Genomic DNA, 18488 nt, shown 5'->3' on the forward strand with positions numbered 1-18488 from the left:
GGAAAAGGATTCTTAATAAATGATCATAAAATTTTCTTGATCTTTGAGTTTTCTTGCTAATTAAAATCCATAGATATCAGGGCGCTGCCCCTCAAACCTTATCATTATTTATGCTATTGAGATTGCAGGGCTAACGCCCCTTTTTTAATTCTAATTATTTTTCAGACATTGTAAAATAGGGGAGCAACACCTCTCAACATTTTATGATCATTTGTATTATGTAGATCACAGGCTTAACGCCCTTTTTAATTCTGATTATTTTTCTATTGTTTGTAATATTAGGGGCATCACCCACACATCTCAATAACATATAACAGAAAGAGTCTGAAGAGGGGCGTTAGCTCTGAAATCTGTCAATGTAAATATTATGTAGATCACAGGTTTAGGCCTCTTTTTTTAATTCTAATCATTTTTCAGAAATTGTAAAATAGGAGAGCAACACCTTTCAACACCCTATCATCCTTTATACTTCTGAGACCTCTGGCTTAACGCTCTTTTTAATTCTGATTATTTTTTTATTGTTTATAATATTAGGGGGCATCGCCCACACATCTCAATAACACATAACAGAAAGAGTTTACAGAGGGGCGTTAGCTCTGAAATCTGTCAATGTAAATATTATGTAGATCACAGGCTTAACGCTTTTTTTAATCTTAATCATTTTTCAGACATTGTAAAATAGGAGAGCAACACCTTTCAACACCCTATCATCCTTTATACTTCTGAGATCTCTGGCTTAACGCTCTTTTTAATTCTGATTATTTTTTTATTGTTTATAATATTAGGGGGCATCGCCCACACATCTCAATAACACATAACAGAAAGAGTTTACAGAGGGGCGTTAGCTCTGAAATCTGTCAATGTAAATATTATGTAGATCACAGGCTTAACGCTTTTTTTAATCTTAATCATTTTTCAGAGATTGTAAAATAGGGAGCAACATCCCTCAACACCCCATAATTATCTATGCTTTGAGATTGCTGGCTTAAAGCCCTTTTTAATTCTGATTATTTTTCTGTTGTTTATAATATTGGGGCATCGCCTACAAATCTCCATAACACGTAACAGAAACATTTTTTAGAGGGGCGTTAGCTCTGATATCTTTCAATATAAATATTATGGAGATTACAGGTTTAGTCCTCTTTTTTTAATTCTAATCATTTTTCAGAAATTGTAAAATAGGAGAGCAACACCTTTCAACACCCTATCATCCTTTATACTTCAGATATCTCTGGCTTAACACTCTTTTTAATTCAGATTATTTTTCTGTTGTTTATAATATTGGGGGCATCGCCCACACATCTCAATAACACATAACAGAAAGAGTTTATAGAGGGGCATTAGCTCTGAAATCTTTCAATGTAAATATTATGGAGATTACAGGTTTAGTCCTCTTTTTTTAATTCTAATCATTTTTCTATGGTTTATAATATTAAGGGCATCGCTCACAAATCTTAATAACACATAGTAGAAATATTTTATAGAGGGGCGTTAGCCCTGAAATCTGTCAATGTAAATTAATACAGGCATAATAAAAACTAACTATAGTTTTGCTGATAGAATGGACAGATTTAAAATAAACCCTACACAGTAGCTAATTTTCAAACTGAATTAAATTCCTTTAGGAATGGCATTAATGAGATGTTTGGTGTAGTCCTTTTGAGGGTTAGCATAGACCATATCTGCGTCGCCTTGCTCCACAATTTTGCCTTGGTGCATGACCAAAAGTTGATCTGCCATGTACTTGACCACCGCCAAATCATGAGAAATGAAAATATAGGTAAATCCAAAATCTGTTTTTAATTCGTTGAGGAGGTTTAATACCTGCGCTTGGACAGAAATGTCTAAAGCAGAGACCGACTCATCGCAAATGATGAGTTTAGGTTGCACGGCAATGGTCCTGGCAATTCCAATCCGTTGTCGCTGCCCACCGCTAAATTCATGCGGATACCTGTTAAAGTGAGCTTCAGACAAGCCTACACGTTCCAGAAGTTCAATTGTTTTTTGTTTTCTAGATTCAGCATTACCATATAATCCGTGGACTTTCATAGGTTCCATAATGGCTTTGCCAATCGAAAGTCTTGGGTTTAAGCTAGAAAATGGATCTTGAAAAATAAGTTGAATATCTTTTCTCAGTTGCCTTAAGGCTTCGCCTTTTAGGTGTGTAATAGGTTGACCTTGGTATAAAATTTCACCTTCGGTAGGATCATCAAGCCTAAGAATAGCATTGCCTAAAGTTGATTTTCCACAACCAGATTCACCAACAAGCCCCAAGGTTTCTCCCTGATAAATTCTAAAACTTACCCTATCGACAGCCTGTATTTTTTCGGTTTTTGAAAACCAACCCGAGTTGGAAAAAAAGATCTTACTCACCTTCTTAACTTCTAGTAATGGTGGTTTTGAATAGATCTTTTCATGCCTTTGTTGTCTCTCTTCTAAAGTTTCTATTTTAGAATTTGGAATATCCTGCATATAGTCCTTAACTGTTGGTAAAGACTTGAGCCGTTCACGGGTAGATGGTTTTGAGGCCAAAAGCGCCTTGGTATATAAATGTTGGGGATTTTTGAAAATAGAAACCACATCGTTCTGCTCTACGATTTCTCCCTGATACATAACTGCAACCCGATCTGCTAGTTCTGAAACTAAAGCCAGATCATGAGAAATAAAGAGAATACCCATTTGAGTTTCTTGCTGGAGAGATTTCAACAAGGTTAAAATCTCCTTTTGGACAGTAACGTATAGAGCAGTTGTAGGCTCGTCTGCGATTAATAGTATTGGAATGCAGGCAATGGCCATAGCAATCATAACTCTTTGCTTTTGACCTCCACTTATTTGGTGAGGATAACTCTCAAAAATATCATTGATTCGGGGTAGTTTTACCTTTTCAAAAAGGCTTAAAACCTCTCGTTTTGCCTTGGATTTAGACAGCCTTTTATGCCGAATTAAAACTTCTGCAACTTGTTTCCCACACGTCATAGAAGGGTTTAACGAACTCATAGGTTCCTGGAAAATCATTGAAATATCATTTCCTCGAATACTCTGGAATTGCTGCTCTGTACATTTGGTTAAGTCTCTGTCTTGAAATAGAATCTCACCCTCAACCTGAGCTTTAGGCCCTAATAAACCTAAAATAGACAAGGTAGAAACTGATTTCCCGGAGCCGGACTCGCCTACAATACCTAAAATCTCGTTGGGTTGCAACTGAAAGTTGATGTTTTTGATCACTCTTTCATCACCAAAGTTGACTTGAAGGTTTCTTACATTTAGCATTACACAGAAATCAGTTCATGATCTTCCAAGAGTTCTTCTTGGCGAAGCTTCAAAATTAATTGTGCTACGGCAATAACGTCTTTTTCGCAATAGGTCACAATTCTATCCAAGTCTTTTTCCTTATAAAACACATCTCTAACTTGGCTGCCATCAATATCATCTTTTGGAGAAGGAATATTGAAAAGTTCTGTGAGTAATTTTAAGGAGGTATAGTGTTTATAATCTCCAAATTTCCATAATTCTAAAGTATCTAAATGAGGAATTTCCCAAGGCTTTTTACCAAAAAACTGAAGTTGACTTGGTAAAGCAATGCCTCGGATAAGCATTCTTCTAGCGATATACGGAAAATCAAATTCCTTAGCATTATGCCCACACATCAGGTGATGAGGAAGGCTGAAATAGTTTTCAACAAGTAGTTTGAAACGCTTTAATAAATCGGTCTCTTCACCATAAAAACTCGTGGTTCTAAATTTACGCTCATTACCTTTAAAATTAAAATAACCTACAGAGATACATACGATCTTACCAAACTCAGCCCAGATACCAGCTCGCTCGTAATACTCTTTGGGAGAATAGTCCTCCTTTCTTTGGTATTCCGTTTTGTCTGTAAAAAGCTTCTGCTTAGTTGGAGATAAGTCTTCGAAATCTGAGTGTTCTGGAACAGTTTCAATATCCAAAAACAAAATATGTTCTAAGTTGAGTTTGTCTAACATAGTAAGGATTTGTTTATTTTTATATTTGAACTAATTTACTGAAATTTAAAAGAATAGGTATTTAAGTTCTGATAACCACTCAAAAACCTCCATTTACCAAGCAGATTTTTGTAGAGATTATAGAGTATAATCAAAAAATTTACGGTTTTCCCGAAACAAATGTTGGGTTGAACTGTAAATTAAAGAGATTGAGTAAATCTATATTTGAATGATCGATTAAATACTATTAAAAAATTCTATTCAAACTATTTTTAGGGACTATTCTTTTTTCGTCCTGTTCCGAAGATGATTTAAATGTTATAGAAAAACAGGAAAAAAATTTAACGCAAAGTACTGTTTACCATCAAATGCCTGAAGCTGATGAATCAAATTTGGAATCGATTTATAATAAAAAGACAAATATAGACTTTGGGTTTATTAACCAGGATAAACCTGTCTTTAAAATAGATAATCAAGGTTTCTTTACACTTGCCTTTAAGACAAGTGTAAAGAAAACAACATCTTATTATGATAACTTAGTGGTTGAAAAAAGGAATACTAAAAAGACTAATTTTTATGTATTACGTTATATACCGTCCGAAGAGTGGTTATCTTCCAATATGGATTTGAGTGCCTATTCTGGGGAAATACAAGTTTTCGATTTTCAAACAGGAAGTTTATTAGGAACTACAAATGTAATTAATAGTACACCTGAAAACAAAGTAATAACATTTACATTCACTGCGACTGCCTGTTTTATATGTACTGCTGGAATTTGTGTATACGAATGGATACTTGAATGTACGGAGGATAGCGATGCAGGCTTTGGAGGTTGTGAAAATCCTTTCCCTGACCCACCAAACTTAGGAGATAGAGATCCCACAACCAGGTTCAGGAACAACACCTACATTACATGACGGAGAAGATGAACCCATCATCGTGGAATGTCTTCAAAATCAAGCGCCTAATATGTTTGGAGAGTGTGATTGTATTGACGGCTTTGCAGAAGATGGTGATGGAAATTGTGTGGGAATACCTTGTCCAAGAGATCCACTAGCAGATATGCAGATTTTAGGAACACTAAACAATGGGATACCTAGGGGGCAGTATGGTAATGCAAGGGTTTATAATCATGATGGAATTGATCTTAAGGCATTCTTTCGTACACCAATATTTGCTGCAAAGACTCGTGTTGTCGCAAATACACCTTTTCAAGATAATTGGATCTATGGTGATAATAATGCTGGGAATAGATTGTATATTAACACAGATTTAGGGCTTGAAAATAATTTCCAGCTTGGATATTGGCATTTGAATGAGGTTATAGTAGATCGAAATGAAATCGTCACTAAAGGTCAACTAATCGGATACACAGGTGTGAGTGGGAATGTCTTAAGTAAATTTAGTGCAGGGCTTCATCTTCACGTTAGGGCTAGATTAAAAGGACAAAAAGCGAATCCTGAAGATTTTTTTGGAGCCAACTTTAACGAAGATGGAGACAACACAAATAATTGTAATTAAAATAAATAATATGAAAACTAAACTTAATAATTATACTTACATATTCATTTTATTCTTTTCCACAAGTGTAACCTTAGGACAAGAAAATTGTAGTTTCGATACTTCCGATCTTACCATTGAACTTAATGGATGGGATATTGATAGAACAGATTACACACACGAAAATTTCCTGAACTGTACAGGTTTACAAAATAAGAGTCAATTCGATAACCCTAAACTCGATTATAGCGGAGAAAAGGACACAGCGGAATTTGGTTACCCTTGGTATTACTATTACTCGGGTACTAATTTCATACATTTTGCAGGAGTTGTGGAAAGTTTGGGAAACTATAACGGACTAAAACGCATTAATAATTTTGTAATAAGAGAAAGAGGTGTATTTAATCTAAATGGCGTTCAAGTAGGTGATAGTTTAGCTGATCTTGAACAGGAATTTAGTGGTGTAAATTTCTGTACAAAAACAATTGATTCGAGTAAAAAAGCTTTATTTATAAGATATGAGTACTTTACATTAGGGTTTTTAATTTCTTCGGCGGATGATACTATTCAAGAAATAGAATTGTATTCTCCTATATAAACATCCTAAATACTATTATGAAAAATTTAATTTGCTTAACAATCGTATTATTTTCAGTATTAAACTGTAACGCCCAAGAGGAAATACAAATAGTTGAGTGAGAGTCTAAATATAGATTGTAATCAGGAGATAGTATTCAAATTAAGCTCTATTAACTCTCACGCCTACCAAGGTAGCTTGCGTTCTGATTTAAATGATCGTGATACCACTAGTTGTATATTTTTTAATTCAGGTTTCGCTGAGTTTGAGACTCAAATACTAAGTCAATCTTACGGAAATTTTTATTTTCTTGATGGTGCCACTTTTTAAAGACCAGTATCTATAAATACTAGTCTAATTATCTTAAAGTCAAAGTTATGTAATTCAAAAAATAAACTTACTTTTGCACCTCATTATTAATAACGGGAGTCGAGAACTCCAAAATTTAATTTTTTATGCCAGTTAAAATAAGATTACAAAGACACGGAAAAAAAGGAAAACCTTTTTTCTGGATCGTCGCAGCAGATGCTCGTGCTAAAAGAGATGGAAAATACCTCGAGAAATTAGGGATTTATAATCCTGTCACTCAACCTGCAACTATTGAGCTTAATGTAGATTCATCTGTAAAATGGTTACGAAATGGTGCACAACCAACGGATACCGCAAAACGTATTTTATCTTACAAAGGCGCTATGATGAAAAAGCACCTGTTAGCAGGTGTGGATAAAGGAGCGTTAACAGAGGAAGAAGCAGAGAAAAAATTCCAAGCTTGGTTGTCTGAAAAAGGAGATAAAATTCTTACTGCTGAAGAAAGAGTAGCGAAAACTAAAGAAGCTGAAAGAGAAAAAGCATTGGAAGCTGAAAGAGAAGTGAATGCTAAGCGTGAAGCTGAAGCAAAAGCTATTCAAGACGAGGAAGATGCTAAAGTTAAAGCAGAAGCTGAGGCTAAGGCCGCAGCAGAATCTGAAAAAGAAACTCCTGCTTCTGAAGATTCTAAAGAAGCTTAACATTTTTGAGATGACTAAAGATGAATGTTTTTATTTAGGTCAGATCGTAAGTAAATTTAGTTTTAAAGGTGAGTTGCAAATCAAGTTAGATACCGACGAGCCCGAACTTTATAAAAATTTGGAATCAATTTTTGTGGATTACCGCAATAAATTGATTCCTTTTTTTGTGGAAAAATCCAATCTTCAAAAGAGTAGTTTATTACGCGTAAAACTAGAGGAAGTCAACGAAGAAGCAGATGCTGACGACTTGCTAAAAAGAAACGTTTACTTGCCATTAACTAAGTTACCCAAACTTGGAGGTAATAAATTTTACTATCATGAAGTCATCGGTTATAAAGCGGTAGATGCCACTCATGGTGAGATTGGGACTATAAAGTTTATTAATGATCAAACTATGCAAGCTCTTTTCTTTATTGACTTTAATGATAAAGAAATAATTATTCCTGTGAATGACAGGTTTATTCAAAAAGTGGACAAGGATGAACATATCATTTACTTTCAAACTCCAGAGGGTTTAATAGATATGTATTTAGAAGATTAGTTTTTAATCTAGACTCTTTCGTTTAGCATCTAATTTTAAGAATACCAGTACCAAGATTAAAAACCCCCATAACCCAGATCCTCCATAACTAAAAAATGGAAGCGGTATACCAACTGTAGGAAATAGACCTATCACCATCGCAATGTTCACAAAAAAGTGAACAAAAATAACAGATAATACAGAATAGCCGTACACTCTGCTAAATTGACTTTTTTGGCGTTCTGCTAAATGAAATAGCCTAAAAATGAGTACAGTAAATAATATTACCACAGCACTTGTTCCCAAAAACCCCCACTCTTCACCTACCGTGCTGAAGATGTAATCTGTATGTTGCTCCGGTACAAAACGACCTTGAGTTTGTGATCCTTTTAGCCATCCTTTTCCCAGCCATCCTCCACTGCCTATGGCGACTTCGCTTTGGTAAAGATTAAAAGCAGAGCCTCGAATATCATTGGTTTCTCCTATAATAACATCGAACCTATCTTTTTGATGAGGAAGCAGTACAGAATTCAATATGAAATTGACAGAATATGAAAACCCCAAACTAAAGAGAAGAGTTAAGAAATAAATCCAAAACCTTGGTTTTCGTTTTCTGTTGAATAAGTAAATCATGATAAGGACCGCTACAAAAACGGGAGCAAAAATTCCAAATCCAAACTTGAGAGTAATCATGAAAATGGCTACAGATAGAAATCCCACGCTCAAGTAAGCTTGTGGAAGTCCCTCTCTATATAAAGGGATGACAAATGCCAAATAAATAAGTGCGCTACCAGCATCTGGTTGAAGCATGATGAGCGCTAGTGGGATTCCAATAATGGCGAAAGCCTTAAGTTGTGAAACAAACTTTGAAAGGTCATTATTGATTTCACTTATATACTTTGCCAAAGCTAGTGCTACTGCTGTTTTTACAAACTCGGCTGGTTGTATACTAAAAGGTCCAAAGGAATACCAAGCCGTTTGGCCAGCAATAGTCTTACCAAAAACGAAGAGTCCTATAAGAGATAATATGGCTACGATATAAATAATGTTTGCAAACCTTTCGAAAAATTTGCTTTCTAGTGCTAGAACAATTACGGCTATCACTACCCCCAAAATAATCCATAGTAGCTGCTTTCCATAAATTTTAGAAATATCAAAAATGCTTTCATCTGGATTAACAAATGTAGTAGAGTATATATTTACCCACCCAAAGCTTATTAATATAATTATAATTAAAATGGTGAGCCAGTCAATCTGCAATAGAGTTTTAGGCATACTTACTGGTTAATTTTAAAAGGTTCACCAGAATAAGGTTTAGCGTACTCGTCTTCCAAAGTATGGTTGAGAATCCAGTCTTCAAGGTCTTTTCGTTCAATATTATCTTTCAGATATTTCTCTATCATCAAAGTAGATATTCTACCAGCATATCTAGATCCCCAATATCCATTTTCTACAAAAACAGCCAAGGCTATCTTGGGGTTATCTTTTGGAGCAAAGGCAATAAAAATAGAGTGGTCTGTCAATTGCATCCTTTCCCCATCGATTTTTACGTAATTCTCTGATGTTCCTGTTTTGCCACAAACTTCTATGCCGGGGACTCTAAGAAACGTAGCTGTCCCGTAATTAAAAACATCATGCATCCCTTGAATAATCGGCTCAAAATGCTCTTTATCTATGGTGGTTACTTGTTTTGTAGTATACTTCTTATTGTCAACTGGCTTGTCGTCTATTGATTTTATAATATGGGGTCTGTAGAACCAACCTTTATTAGCGATCGCTGCTGTTGCATTAGCAAGTTGAATAGGAGTAGTGAGCACTTCCCCCTGACCGATGGCGTTGGATAAAGTAGCGCTGGCGTACCAATTATAAGTAGGATATCTATAAACTTTGTTATAATAATCAGAGTCTGGTAGTAATCCTGCTCTTCCTACGGGTAAATCATAACCTAAATAATCGCCAAGACCAAAACTAGCCATATGCCCTCGCCAGACGTCGATCCCTTTTTGAGGAGTGTCATATTTTTCGATAGTCCTTCTATAGATTTGTGCAAAATAGGCATTACAAGAATGTGCAATTCCAGTAACCATTTCTACTGGACTCGGGTGATGGTGACAGCCCATTCTTACACCTCTTGCATAGGTATATCCTCCGCTGCACCTAAAACTTTCTTCTAGCCCAACAACCCCTTCCTGTAAAGCTACGAGTCCTGTTAAAGCTTTAAATGGAGAGCCTGGCGCATAAATAGCCTGTAAGGCTCTATTATATAAGGGTTTATTAATAGTGTCGTAATAAAGTTTCGTGAAATTTTTTGATCGCTTTCTTCCTACCAAAATATCGGGATCATAAGAAGGGGCTGTAATTAAACTTAAAATTTCTCCAGTACTCGGTTCTATGGCTACAATACCACCTCGTTTACCTTTCATCAGTTTTTCTCCATAGGCTTGCAATTCAGCATCTATAGTAAGGTGGAGATCGCTTCCCTTTTTAGATAAAGTGTCAAACTTACCTTCCTTAAAGGGTTTGATGTTTTTATTGTGAATATCTCTTAGATAATGCTTAACGCCTCGCTCACCTCTTAAAGCCTCTTCATACTGTTCTTCAACTCCCTGTTTTCCCTTTAGATCTCCCGATTGATAATAGGAATTTCGTGAAATCTCTCTATCTCCAACCTCAGCGATATATCCTAAAATATTAGCACTATGGTTAATAGTATAATCTCTTAACGACCTTTTCTGAATGTAAAACCCTTGGTATTTATGCATGCGTTCTTGGAGAACAGCATATTCTTTTTTGGTAAGCTGAGGAGTAATCACAGAAGACAATCTTGGGGAGTATCGCCACGCTTTTTCCAGCTGAATTTTGAGTCGCTGTGGAGTCAATTTTAATAAACTGGCAAGCTCTAAAGTGTCAAAGTTTTTTACTTCCTGGGGAACAGCAATGACATCGTAAGCAGGTTGGTTACCTACCATCAGTTTTCCATTTCGGTCATAGATATATCCTCGTTGAGGATAATCGTATACTTTACGTACAGAAATATTGGTCGACACCTCGTCATAACTCTCGTCCAAAATTTGCAAATAAAATAAACGGATTAAAAAAAGAAATGCGGCAAAACTAACTAAAACAATGGGGAGCAACTTTCTCATTTACGGTTCTTTCGGATTAAATTTAAGGTGATCATTATTAATAATATACTGAAAATAGAAGAATAAATTGTTTTCTCTACAAAAAATAATAGATGATCTACATTAAAAATTTCTAAGCTGAAAAGTACAGTATGATGGACCAAAACCATAAGGCTTACATAACTGAACCTTTCCCTAAATGGGGCGTCATAAAATTTAAGGGTTTGGTAATCGTAACTCAATCCGAAGGCATTTCTCAAAAATAAAGGTCTTAAGTAAGCAATTGTCAGTGTTGCAGCTGCATGAATTCCACCGCTATCTTCAAAAATATCCATACTAATCCCTAAAATAAATGCAAGAAAGAGCTTTTGTACAGAATTGATATTGAAAGGAAGTAAGATGATAAGTAACTGGTAGATAATCGGATTGATGTAACCAAAAACATTAAACTCATCCAAGATTAAAACTTGAATTAATATAAGAAGGACAAACCTGATACTATTTATAAAATAGGTTTTCATCTATCGTAAATCTGGATTTAGTAGTTCTAAGGCTTCTGTTTTTCGGCTGTTTTCTATGATATATATATGCTTTAAGTTAGTCATATCATTAAAAAGTTTAACATCAATAAAATAATATCCTATGTTTTCGTCCAATTGAAAATTACTTATGATACCGATAGGAACATTTTCAGGAAAAACCAAAGAACGCCCTCCTGTGGTGATCGTATCTCCAAGCTTTACAGGTGCAGACCTTGGTACATCAATAAGGCTTAAAATATTTGGATCTTTTCCATCCCAAGTAAGTGTCCCAAAATGATAGGTTTTTTTAAGCTTAGCGTTAATAGAGGTATTGGTATTCAGAATAGAAATAACCCTTGAGTATTTTGGACTTACGTCTTGGATGATTCCTACGATACCTTGACTGGAGATAACACCTAAGTCTTCAGAAATACTATCCTTGGTGCCGCCTTCAATCAATAAAAAGTTATCGATTTTATCGTAATGGTTAGAGATCACTCTAGATCTGGTTATCTTATATAAACTATCCTCTATAAATTCAAGCTTTATAGGTAAGCTATCTTTTGCTGAAGGGATGTTCAATAATTTTCGTCTCAAGTTTTCATTCTCCTTTTGAAGAATTTCGTTTTGAACTTTCAAATCAAAATATTGATGAATATTTTCTGAAGAGCCCAAGACTGTTCCTGATATAAAATTGGCCGATGAAACCAGCTTACTGTTATGGTAGGTATGGGATTTAAAGGTTAGCCCTAGAGCTATAGTCATAAGAATGATAAACACCAAACCCGTCTTATTTTTAATAAGAAAAATAATGATTTGCTGCATAACACGTTTTTATTTTAGAAGTACAGGCTTATAGCGTTCTAAATCTTTTAAAGTGATCCCCGTTCCTCTTACAATAGCTCTTAGGGGGTCTTCCGCTATGTAAACAGGTAAGTCTGTTTTTTGAGATAGGCGTTTATCCAAGCCTCTTAACATAGACCCTCCTCCAGCAAGGTATATGCCAGTGTTATAAATATCTGCAGCTAATTCTGGAGGAGTTTGAGATAAGGTTTCCATCACAGCATCTTCTATTCTTAGTATAGATTTATCTAAGGCTTTTGCAATTTCTCTAAAAGAAATTTCCACTTGTTTTGGTTTACCGGTTAGCAAGTCCCGACCTTGGACACTCATATCGTCAGGTGCAGTTTCGAGATCTTCGGTAGCAGAACCAATTTGGATCTTGATCTTTTCAGCAGTACGTTCTCCAATAAACAAGTTATGCTGTGTTCTCATGAAGTAAATGATATCATTAGTAAACACATCACCAGCAATTTTTACAGATTTATCACAAACAATACCGCCAAGCGCAATAACTGCTATTTCGGTAGTACCTCCACCTATATCAACAATCATATTTCCTTTGGGTTGCATAATGTCTACACCAATACCAATAGCTGCTGCCATAGGTTCGTGAATAAGATAAACTTCTTTGCCGTTTACTCGTTCTGCAGAATCTTTAACCGCTCTCATTTCTACCTCTGTAATTCCACTAGGAATACAAATGACCATACGTAGGGAAGGCGTGAATAAGCGCTTTTTGAGTGCAGGAATTTCTTTTATGAACATACTGATCATTTGCTCACTTGCATTAAAATCTGCAATAACCCCATCTTTAAGAGGACGAATGGTTTTGATGTTTTCGTGAGTTTTCCCCTGCATCATTGCAGCCTCTTTTCCAACCGCTATAATCTTTCCAGTAATTCGATTTATAGCTACGATAGAAGGGCTGTCGACAACGACTTTATCTTTGTGAATTATTAATGTGTTGGCAGTACCTAAGTCGATAGCGATATCTTCAGTTAGAAAGTCAAAAAATCCCATGTTATAATAAAATTAGAAGAGGATGAAGTTAGTGAATTAATGCTTAAAGTGACGCGTTCCTGTCATTACCATAGAAATATTATTTTCGTCACAATATGCAATGCTAAGTTTGTCTTTGATAGATCCTCCAGGTTGGATTACAGAAGTAATACCCACCTTGCCTGCTATCTCTACACAATCTGGAAAAGGAAAAAAAGCATCACTAGCCATAACAGAATCTTTTAAGTCAAACTTAAAATTTAAAGCCTTTTCAATAGCGTGGTTAAGCGCATCTACTCGAGAGGTTTGGCCAGTCCCACTTGCTAGCAATTGTTTGTCTTTTGCCAATACAATAGTGTTGGACTTGGTATGCTTACAAATCTTTGAAGCAAACAACAGATCGTCAACTTGAGAGTCTGTTGGGGATGTTTTTGTTACTGTTTTTATTTCTTCTTCGTTATCTGTTTTGAGATCCCTGTCTTGAACTAAAACACCATTAAGACAAGTTCTCACAATCTTATCTTCAAATTGGAATACTTTTTGGACGAGTATAATTCTGTTTTTCTTTTTGGTAAGTATTTCCAAAGCTTCATCACTATAACTTGGAGCAATGACAACTTCACAAAATAGGCTGTTAATTTCTTCTGATGTTGCTTTATCAATTTCTGTATTTGAAATTAAAACTCCTCCAAAAGCAGAGACTGGATCTCCTGCTAATGCGTCTACATAGGCTTTATAAATACTATCGCGTTGAGCAAGGCCACAAGCATTATTATGCTTTAAAATGGCGAAGGTTGGTGCATCATTAGTAAATTCTGCCATCAAATTGACCGCAGCGTCTACATCTAACAAGTTATTGTAAGATAATTCTTTGCCGTGAAGTTTATTAAATGCTTCATCAAAGTCACCAAAGAAAAACCCTTGTTGGTGAGGGTTTTCTCCATATCGTAATTCTACTCCTTTCTCAAAACTTTGTTTATGAGAAGGAAGTTGTTCTGTAGTGTTGAAGTAATTAAAAATGGTGGTATCATAATGAGAAGAAATCTGGAAAGCCTTTGCAGCAAAATTCTTTCGCTCTTTAAGGCTTACTTTTCCTTTCGAGTTTTTAAGAACTCCCAGAAGGCTTTCATAATCTGATTTTGAAGAGACACAAAGCACGTCTTTAAAATTTTTGGCAGCAGCTCTTATTAAGGAGATGCCTCCTATATCAATTTTTTCAATACTATCTTCTTCATTCGCGCCAGATGCTACGGTATCCTCAAAAGGATATAAATCAACAATAACCAAGTCGATTTGTGGAATATCATAAGATTTTAATTCCTCTTGGTCTTGCCCGTTATCACTTCGATTTAAGATCCCTCCAAAAACTTTTGGGTGAAGGGTTTTAACTCGACCTCCTAAGATAGAAGGGTAGGACGTAATATCTTCTACGGGAGTAACATCTATATCTAAGTCTTTGATGAATTTTTCAGTCCCTCCAGTAGAGTAAATTTGTACTCCTAGATCATTTAAGGTTTGTACAATAGGCCCTAAGCCTTCTTTGTGAAATACTGAGATTAAAGCGGATTTTATTTCTTTTTCTTGGGCCATTTAAGATACGTTTTGTTAACGTCCCAAATGTAGAACATTGCCAATGAATATTTAAACGATGAACACCAAATAATCAGGAAATATAAAGCCCAGCTTTTGCTGGACTTTATATTCTAATTTTGGACACTACTATTTTAAACGATCATCCCCGCAGCGACAGTTTCCTTAGTAGACTCATCTACTAGTATTATGCTTCCTGTGCTTCGGTTATCTCTATAACTATCAATCATCAATCGATGAGAAGTTTTAAGTTTTACTCTAGCAATATCATTCATTGTTAAATCCTTATCCTCTTCATTTCGTTTGAATGTATTGACATCCACTTTGTAAACCACCTCTTTAATGACAGCTTTTTGCTCGTTGGAGGTATGCATGATAGTGTATTTGGTTCTAGACTTTAAAGGAGCGTTATTTAGCCAGCATAACATCACATCAAATTCTTGTGAAAGTTTTGGTTGATTGTTCTTTTTCACAATCATATCTCCTCTGCTTATATCAACATCATCTTCCAAGGTTATTGCTACAGACATAGGAGCAAAAGCTTCTTCAACTTCAGTTTCTCCAACGTTTATGGTTTTAATTTTAGACGTAAAACCAGAAGGTAATATAGCTACTTCTTCGTTCACTCTATAAATCCCACTAGCTATTCTTCCTGCATATCCTCTGTAATCTTCGAAGCCTTTGCGTTGAGGTCTAAGAACGGTTTGCACTGGAAATCTAGCATCAATTTTGTTGATATCACTACTAATGTGTAGGGTTTCTAGCTCATGCAACATTGGCGAACCTTGAAACCAAGTCATATTTTCTGAGCGGTTGACTACATTATCACCATCTAATGCACTTATGGGTATATAACGCACGTCTTTGATAAGTAGTTTCGAAGAAAACTCTTCAAATTGCTCCACAATGGAGTTGAAGGTCTCTTCAGAATAAGATACCAAGTCCATTTTATTTACACACACTATAATGTGAGGAATATTTAATAAAGAAGCTATAAAGGTATGCCTTTTTGTTTGCTCAATAACTCCGTGTCTTGCATCAATAAGGACAACAGCAGCATTGGCAGTAGATGCGCCAGTCACCATGTTTCTAGTGTACTGGATGTGACCAGGTGTGTCTGCGATAATAAATTTACGCTTTGGTGTTGTAAAATATCTATAAGCAACATCAATAGTAATTCCCTGTTCCCGTTCATCTTTAAGTCCGTCGGTGAACATAGCAAGGTCTACACCTTCTATTCCTTTTTGTTTACTTGAATTTTTTACAGCGGCTAGTTGGTCTTCAAAAATGGATTTGGAATCGTAAAGCAGTCTTCCAATAAGTGTGCTTTTACCATCATCTACACTTCCAGCAGTGGTAAATCTTAGCAATTGGTTTTTATCTATTTTCATGATATGCATCAGTTTTTGTAATCAGAATTTTGGGTGTTTTAGAGAAATTATAGTCTAGAAATAGCCGTCTTTTTTTCGATCTTCCATCGCAGTTTCTGATCTTTTATCATCACTTCTATTTCCTCTTTCGGTTTCTCTCATCGTAGAAACCTCCTCAACGATTTTTTCCATAGTGTCTGCGTCAGACTCTATTCCTCCTGTAATGGTGATGTCTCCTAGGGTTCTAAATCTTATTTTTTTAGAGACTATTTCCTCATTAGGCTCTAGTTTTAAAAATTCAGAATTTGGAATCCAAGACCCATTTCTCTTCACTACGTCTCTCTGGTGAGCTAAATATAAAGAGGGGATTTCTATTTTTTCTTTGGTGAGGTAGTTCCAAACATCCATTTCTGTCCAGTTACTGATAGGAAAGGCTCTGAAGTGTTCTCCTTCAAAATATTTCCCATTGAGTAAATTCCACAGTTCAGGACGCTGATTTTTAGGATCCCACTGCCCAAACTCATCTCTATGCGAGAAAAAACGTTCTTTTGCTCTTGCTTTCTCTTCATCTCTACGGCCACCGCCAATAGCACAATCCACTTTATGCTCTTCTAGACTATCCAACAGCGTTGTGATTTGTAAAGCATTTCTAGTTGCATTTTTACCTTTTTCTTCGGTAACACGTCCTTTATCTATCGATTCTTGGACAGAACCTACAATAAGATTGACACCTAGTTGTTTGGCAAGATCATCTCTAAATTGAATAGCTTCTGGGAAATTATGCCCGGTGTCTACATGCATTAGAGCAAAAGGAATCTTTGCAGGATGAAAGGCTTTTTTGGCCAAATGCGTTATAAGAATGGAATCCTTCCCTCCAGAAAATAAAATAACTGGATTTTGAAATTGGCCCCAAACTTCTCTTAAAATAAAGATGGCTTCTGATTCCAACTCTTCTAAATAATTTAAATAATAGGTGCTCATAGTTTTATATTCTTCGTGTTTCTTCTAAATAATCTATAATTTGCTTCACGCTCATTTCTATACTAATATCTACTGTAGAAATCTGAAGATGTGGGTTTTTTGGAGCTTCATAGGGTGCGTCTATGCCCGTGAAGTTTTTTATTTCTCCAGCCCTTGCTTTTTTGTATAAGCCTTTTACGTCCCTATTCTCACATTCTTCTAAGGAGGTATCTACATATATCTCAATAAGATCTTCATGGCCTACAATTTCTTTAACTTGATCTCTGTCTGAAATCAATGGAGACACAAATGCAGCGATAGTTACCACTCCAGAGTCAACGAAGAGTTTTGCAACTTCAGCGATTCGCCTTAAATTCTCGTAGCGATCCTCTTTAGTAAATCCAAGCCCTTTATTAATTCCACTTCTTATGTTATCCCCATCTAAAGCATAGGTGTGGATTCCTTTATAAAATAATTCTTCTTCAACTTTATTTGCTATGGTCGATTTTCCAGAACCCGAAAGCCCGGTAAACCAAAGCACAAAAGAATCGTGACCATTGACTTTATTTCTATGCGATCTAGTTATATCGTAGTCATGTATGACAATGTTTTTACTCATAATGTTGTTTTGACATGAAAATAACCGTTCAAAAGATTTTCTCTATTGTAAAGCATTTCTTCATTTGTATCTAGGCTTATAACTCGAAGGCCAACAGCTTTACAAATAGCTTGTCCTGCAGCGGTATCCCACTCCATTGTGGGTGCATATCGAGGATATACGTCTGCCTCTCCTTCTGCGACTAGGCAAAATTTTAGAGAACTTCCTTTGGAAACAATTTCTACTGGTTTGTGATGTGTGTCTTTCAGTTTCTCTACATAGTCCAAAGTGTCTTGATTCATGTGAGATCGGCTTCCAACCACTCTAATGGGATTAGAGCTCTGGCTCGGCTTCAAAGGGTTTGCTTTTTTCAGTAAAGTATCCACATCAAACTCTCCTTGCGGAACTTCTACTTTATAGGAAGTTTGGGTCTCAACATCTCCCACATATAAAATGCGCTGCGCAGGAACATAAATAACTCCAAAAATTGACTTTTGTTCATCAATCAGAGCAATATTGACGGTAAATTCACCATTCTTTTTTACAAATTCCTTAGTCCCATCCAGTGGGTCCACAATCCAACAAGTTTTCCAGGACTTTCGGTCACTATAGTCTATAGTTTTGTTTTCTTCACTAATAATTGGGATAGAAGTCGTCTCCAAATAAGACATGATCACTTTATTGGCTTCTTGATCTGCTAAAGTTAGCGGAGAATTATCTTCTTTATATTCTACTGCAAAATCTTGCTTGTAGATGTTCATAATAGCTTCACCTGCTTTTATAGAAGCCTCAATTGCCTTTAATTTATTTTTATGCATATAAGTAATTATTTTAACTTAAGTCCTGATATTCATTTGATTATGTTTGTGCTAAAACATGAATTTCAAACACTTATCTTTATTTTTTATAATAATTG

At 35.6% G+C, this 18488-nt stretch carries 17 protein-coding genes; 5 read left to right on the forward strand and 12 right to left on the reverse strand.

The features are described from left to right. Positions 1 to 1611 precede the first annotated feature (1611 nt). Positions 1612 to 3270 carry an ABC transporter ATP-binding protein gene (locus P700755_RS10460; RefSeq protein WP_015024636.1) on the reverse strand — a complete coding sequence of 553 codons (1659 nt, stop codon included), beginning with the start codon at positions 3268 to 3270 and terminating at the stop codon, positions 1612 to 1614. After that, positions 3270 to 3983: a 3'-5' exonuclease gene (locus tag P700755_RS10465; RefSeq protein WP_015024637.1), complete on the reverse strand. Its 714-nt coding sequence runs from the start codon at positions 3981 to 3983 to the stop codon at positions 3270 to 3272. Before P700755_RS10465 ends, P700755_RS10460 begins: the two co-directional genes overlap by 1 nt. 347 nt (positions 3984 to 4330) lie before the next feature. Between P700755_RS10465 and P700755_RS10470 the strand changes: the two genes are divergently transcribed. From P700755_RS10470 to rimM, 5 genes are all read left to right on the forward strand, one after another. Continuing rightward, a complete protein-coding gene (locus tag P700755_RS10470; protein ID WP_015024638.1) occupies positions 4331 to 4879 on the forward strand; it encodes a hypothetical protein in 549 nt (182 codons plus the stop codon). A gap of 52 nt (positions 4880 to 4931) precedes the next feature. Beyond that, on the forward strand, positions 4932 to 5483 hold the full coding sequence (locus P700755_RS10475) for a M23 family metallopeptidase (protein ID WP_015024639.1): 552 nt from the start codon (positions 4932 to 4934) through the stop codon (positions 5481 to 5483). A 10-nt stretch (positions 5484 to 5493) separates the two neighbouring features. Next, positions 5494 to 6060 carry a hypothetical protein gene (locus P700755_RS10480; RefSeq protein ID WP_015024640.1) on the forward strand — a complete coding sequence of 189 codons (567 nt, stop codon included), beginning with the start codon at positions 5494 to 5496 and terminating at the stop codon, positions 6058 to 6060. A gap of 434 nt (positions 6061 to 6494) precedes the next feature. Continuing rightward, entirely contained in the window at positions 6495 to 7046 is a 552-nt protein-coding gene (locus tag P700755_RS10485) for a 30S ribosomal protein S16 (protein WP_015024642.1), read from the forward strand. Between the two features lie 10 nt (positions 7047 to 7056). Continuing rightward, on the forward strand, positions 7057 to 7587 hold the full coding sequence (gene rimM, locus P700755_RS10490; protein WP_015024643.1) for a ribosome maturation factor RimM: 531 nt from the start codon (positions 7057 to 7059) through the stop codon (positions 7585 to 7587). 3 nt (positions 7588 to 7590) lie between these two features. On the opposite strand, the gene rodA is transcribed toward rimM, so the two are convergent. The 10 genes from rodA to cysQ all read right to left on the reverse strand — a co-directional run bounded on the left by rodA (position 7591) and on the right by cysQ (position 18390). Continuing rightward, positions 7591 to 8841 (reverse strand): rod shape-determining protein RodA, encoded by a 1251-nt coding sequence (rodA, locus tag P700755_RS10495; RefSeq protein WP_015024644.1) that lies wholly within the window; start codon positions 8839 to 8841, stop codon positions 7591 to 7593. Positions 8842 to 8843: 2 nt separating this feature from the next. Beyond that, the gene (gene mrdA, locus P700755_RS10500) at positions 8844 to 10712 is read right to left on the reverse strand and encodes a penicillin-binding protein 2 (RefSeq protein WP_015024645.1); all 1869 of its coding nucleotides are present in this window, start codon (positions 10710 to 10712) and stop codon (positions 8844 to 8846) included. Beyond that, positions 10709 to 11212 carry a hypothetical protein gene (locus P700755_RS10505; protein ID WP_015024646.1) on the reverse strand — a complete coding sequence of 168 codons (504 nt, stop codon included), beginning with the start codon at positions 11210 to 11212 and terminating at the stop codon, positions 10709 to 10711. The genes mrdA and P700755_RS10505 overlap by 4 nt, the downstream gene beginning before the upstream one ends. After that, positions 11213 to 12037 (reverse strand): rod shape-determining protein MreC, encoded by an 825-nt coding sequence (mreC, locus tag P700755_RS10510; protein WP_015024647.1) that lies wholly within the window; start codon positions 12035 to 12037, stop codon positions 11213 to 11215. Positions 12038 to 12046: 9 nt separating this feature from the next. Further along, entirely contained in the window at positions 12047 to 13075 is a 1029-nt protein-coding gene (locus P700755_RS10515) for a rod shape-determining protein (protein ID WP_015024648.1), read from the reverse strand. Between the two features lie 36 nt (positions 13076 to 13111). Beyond that, positions 13112 to 14644, reverse strand: a complete 1533-nt coding sequence (purH, locus tag P700755_RS10520) for a bifunctional phosphoribosylaminoimidazolecarboxamide formyltransferase/IMP cyclohydrolase (RefSeq protein ID WP_015024649.1) — start codon at positions 14642 to 14644, stop codon at positions 13112 to 13114. A gap of 134 nt (positions 14645 to 14778) precedes the next feature. After that, positions 14779 to 16035 (reverse strand): sulfate adenylyltransferase subunit 1, encoded by a 1257-nt coding sequence (locus tag P700755_RS10525; protein WP_015024650.1) that lies wholly within the window; start codon positions 16033 to 16035, stop codon positions 14779 to 14781. 54 nt (positions 16036 to 16089) lie between these two features. Beyond that, positions 16090 to 16995 carry a sulfate adenylyltransferase subunit CysD gene (cysD, locus tag P700755_RS10530; RefSeq protein ID WP_015024651.1) on the reverse strand — a complete coding sequence of 302 codons (906 nt, stop codon included), beginning with the start codon at positions 16993 to 16995 and terminating at the stop codon, positions 16090 to 16092. A 4-nt stretch (positions 16996 to 16999) separates the two neighbouring features. Then, positions 17000 to 17593, reverse strand: coding sequence for an adenylyl-sulfate kinase (gene cysC / locus P700755_RS10535; RefSeq protein ID WP_015024652.1), 594 nt, complete (start codon positions 17591 to 17593; stop codon positions 17000 to 17002). Then, entirely contained in the window at positions 17590 to 18390 is an 801-nt protein-coding gene (gene cysQ, locus P700755_RS10540; RefSeq protein WP_015024653.1) for a 3'(2'),5'-bisphosphate nucleotidase CysQ, read from the reverse strand. The genes cysC and cysQ overlap by 4 nt, the downstream gene beginning before the upstream one ends. Positions 18391 to 18488: the final 98 nt, after the last annotated feature.

Source organism: Psychroflexus torquis ATCC 700755, assembly GCF_000153485.2.
Taxonomy (GTDB): Bacteria; Bacteroidota; Bacteroidia; order Flavobacteriales; family Flavobacteriaceae; genus Psychroflexus; species Psychroflexus torquis.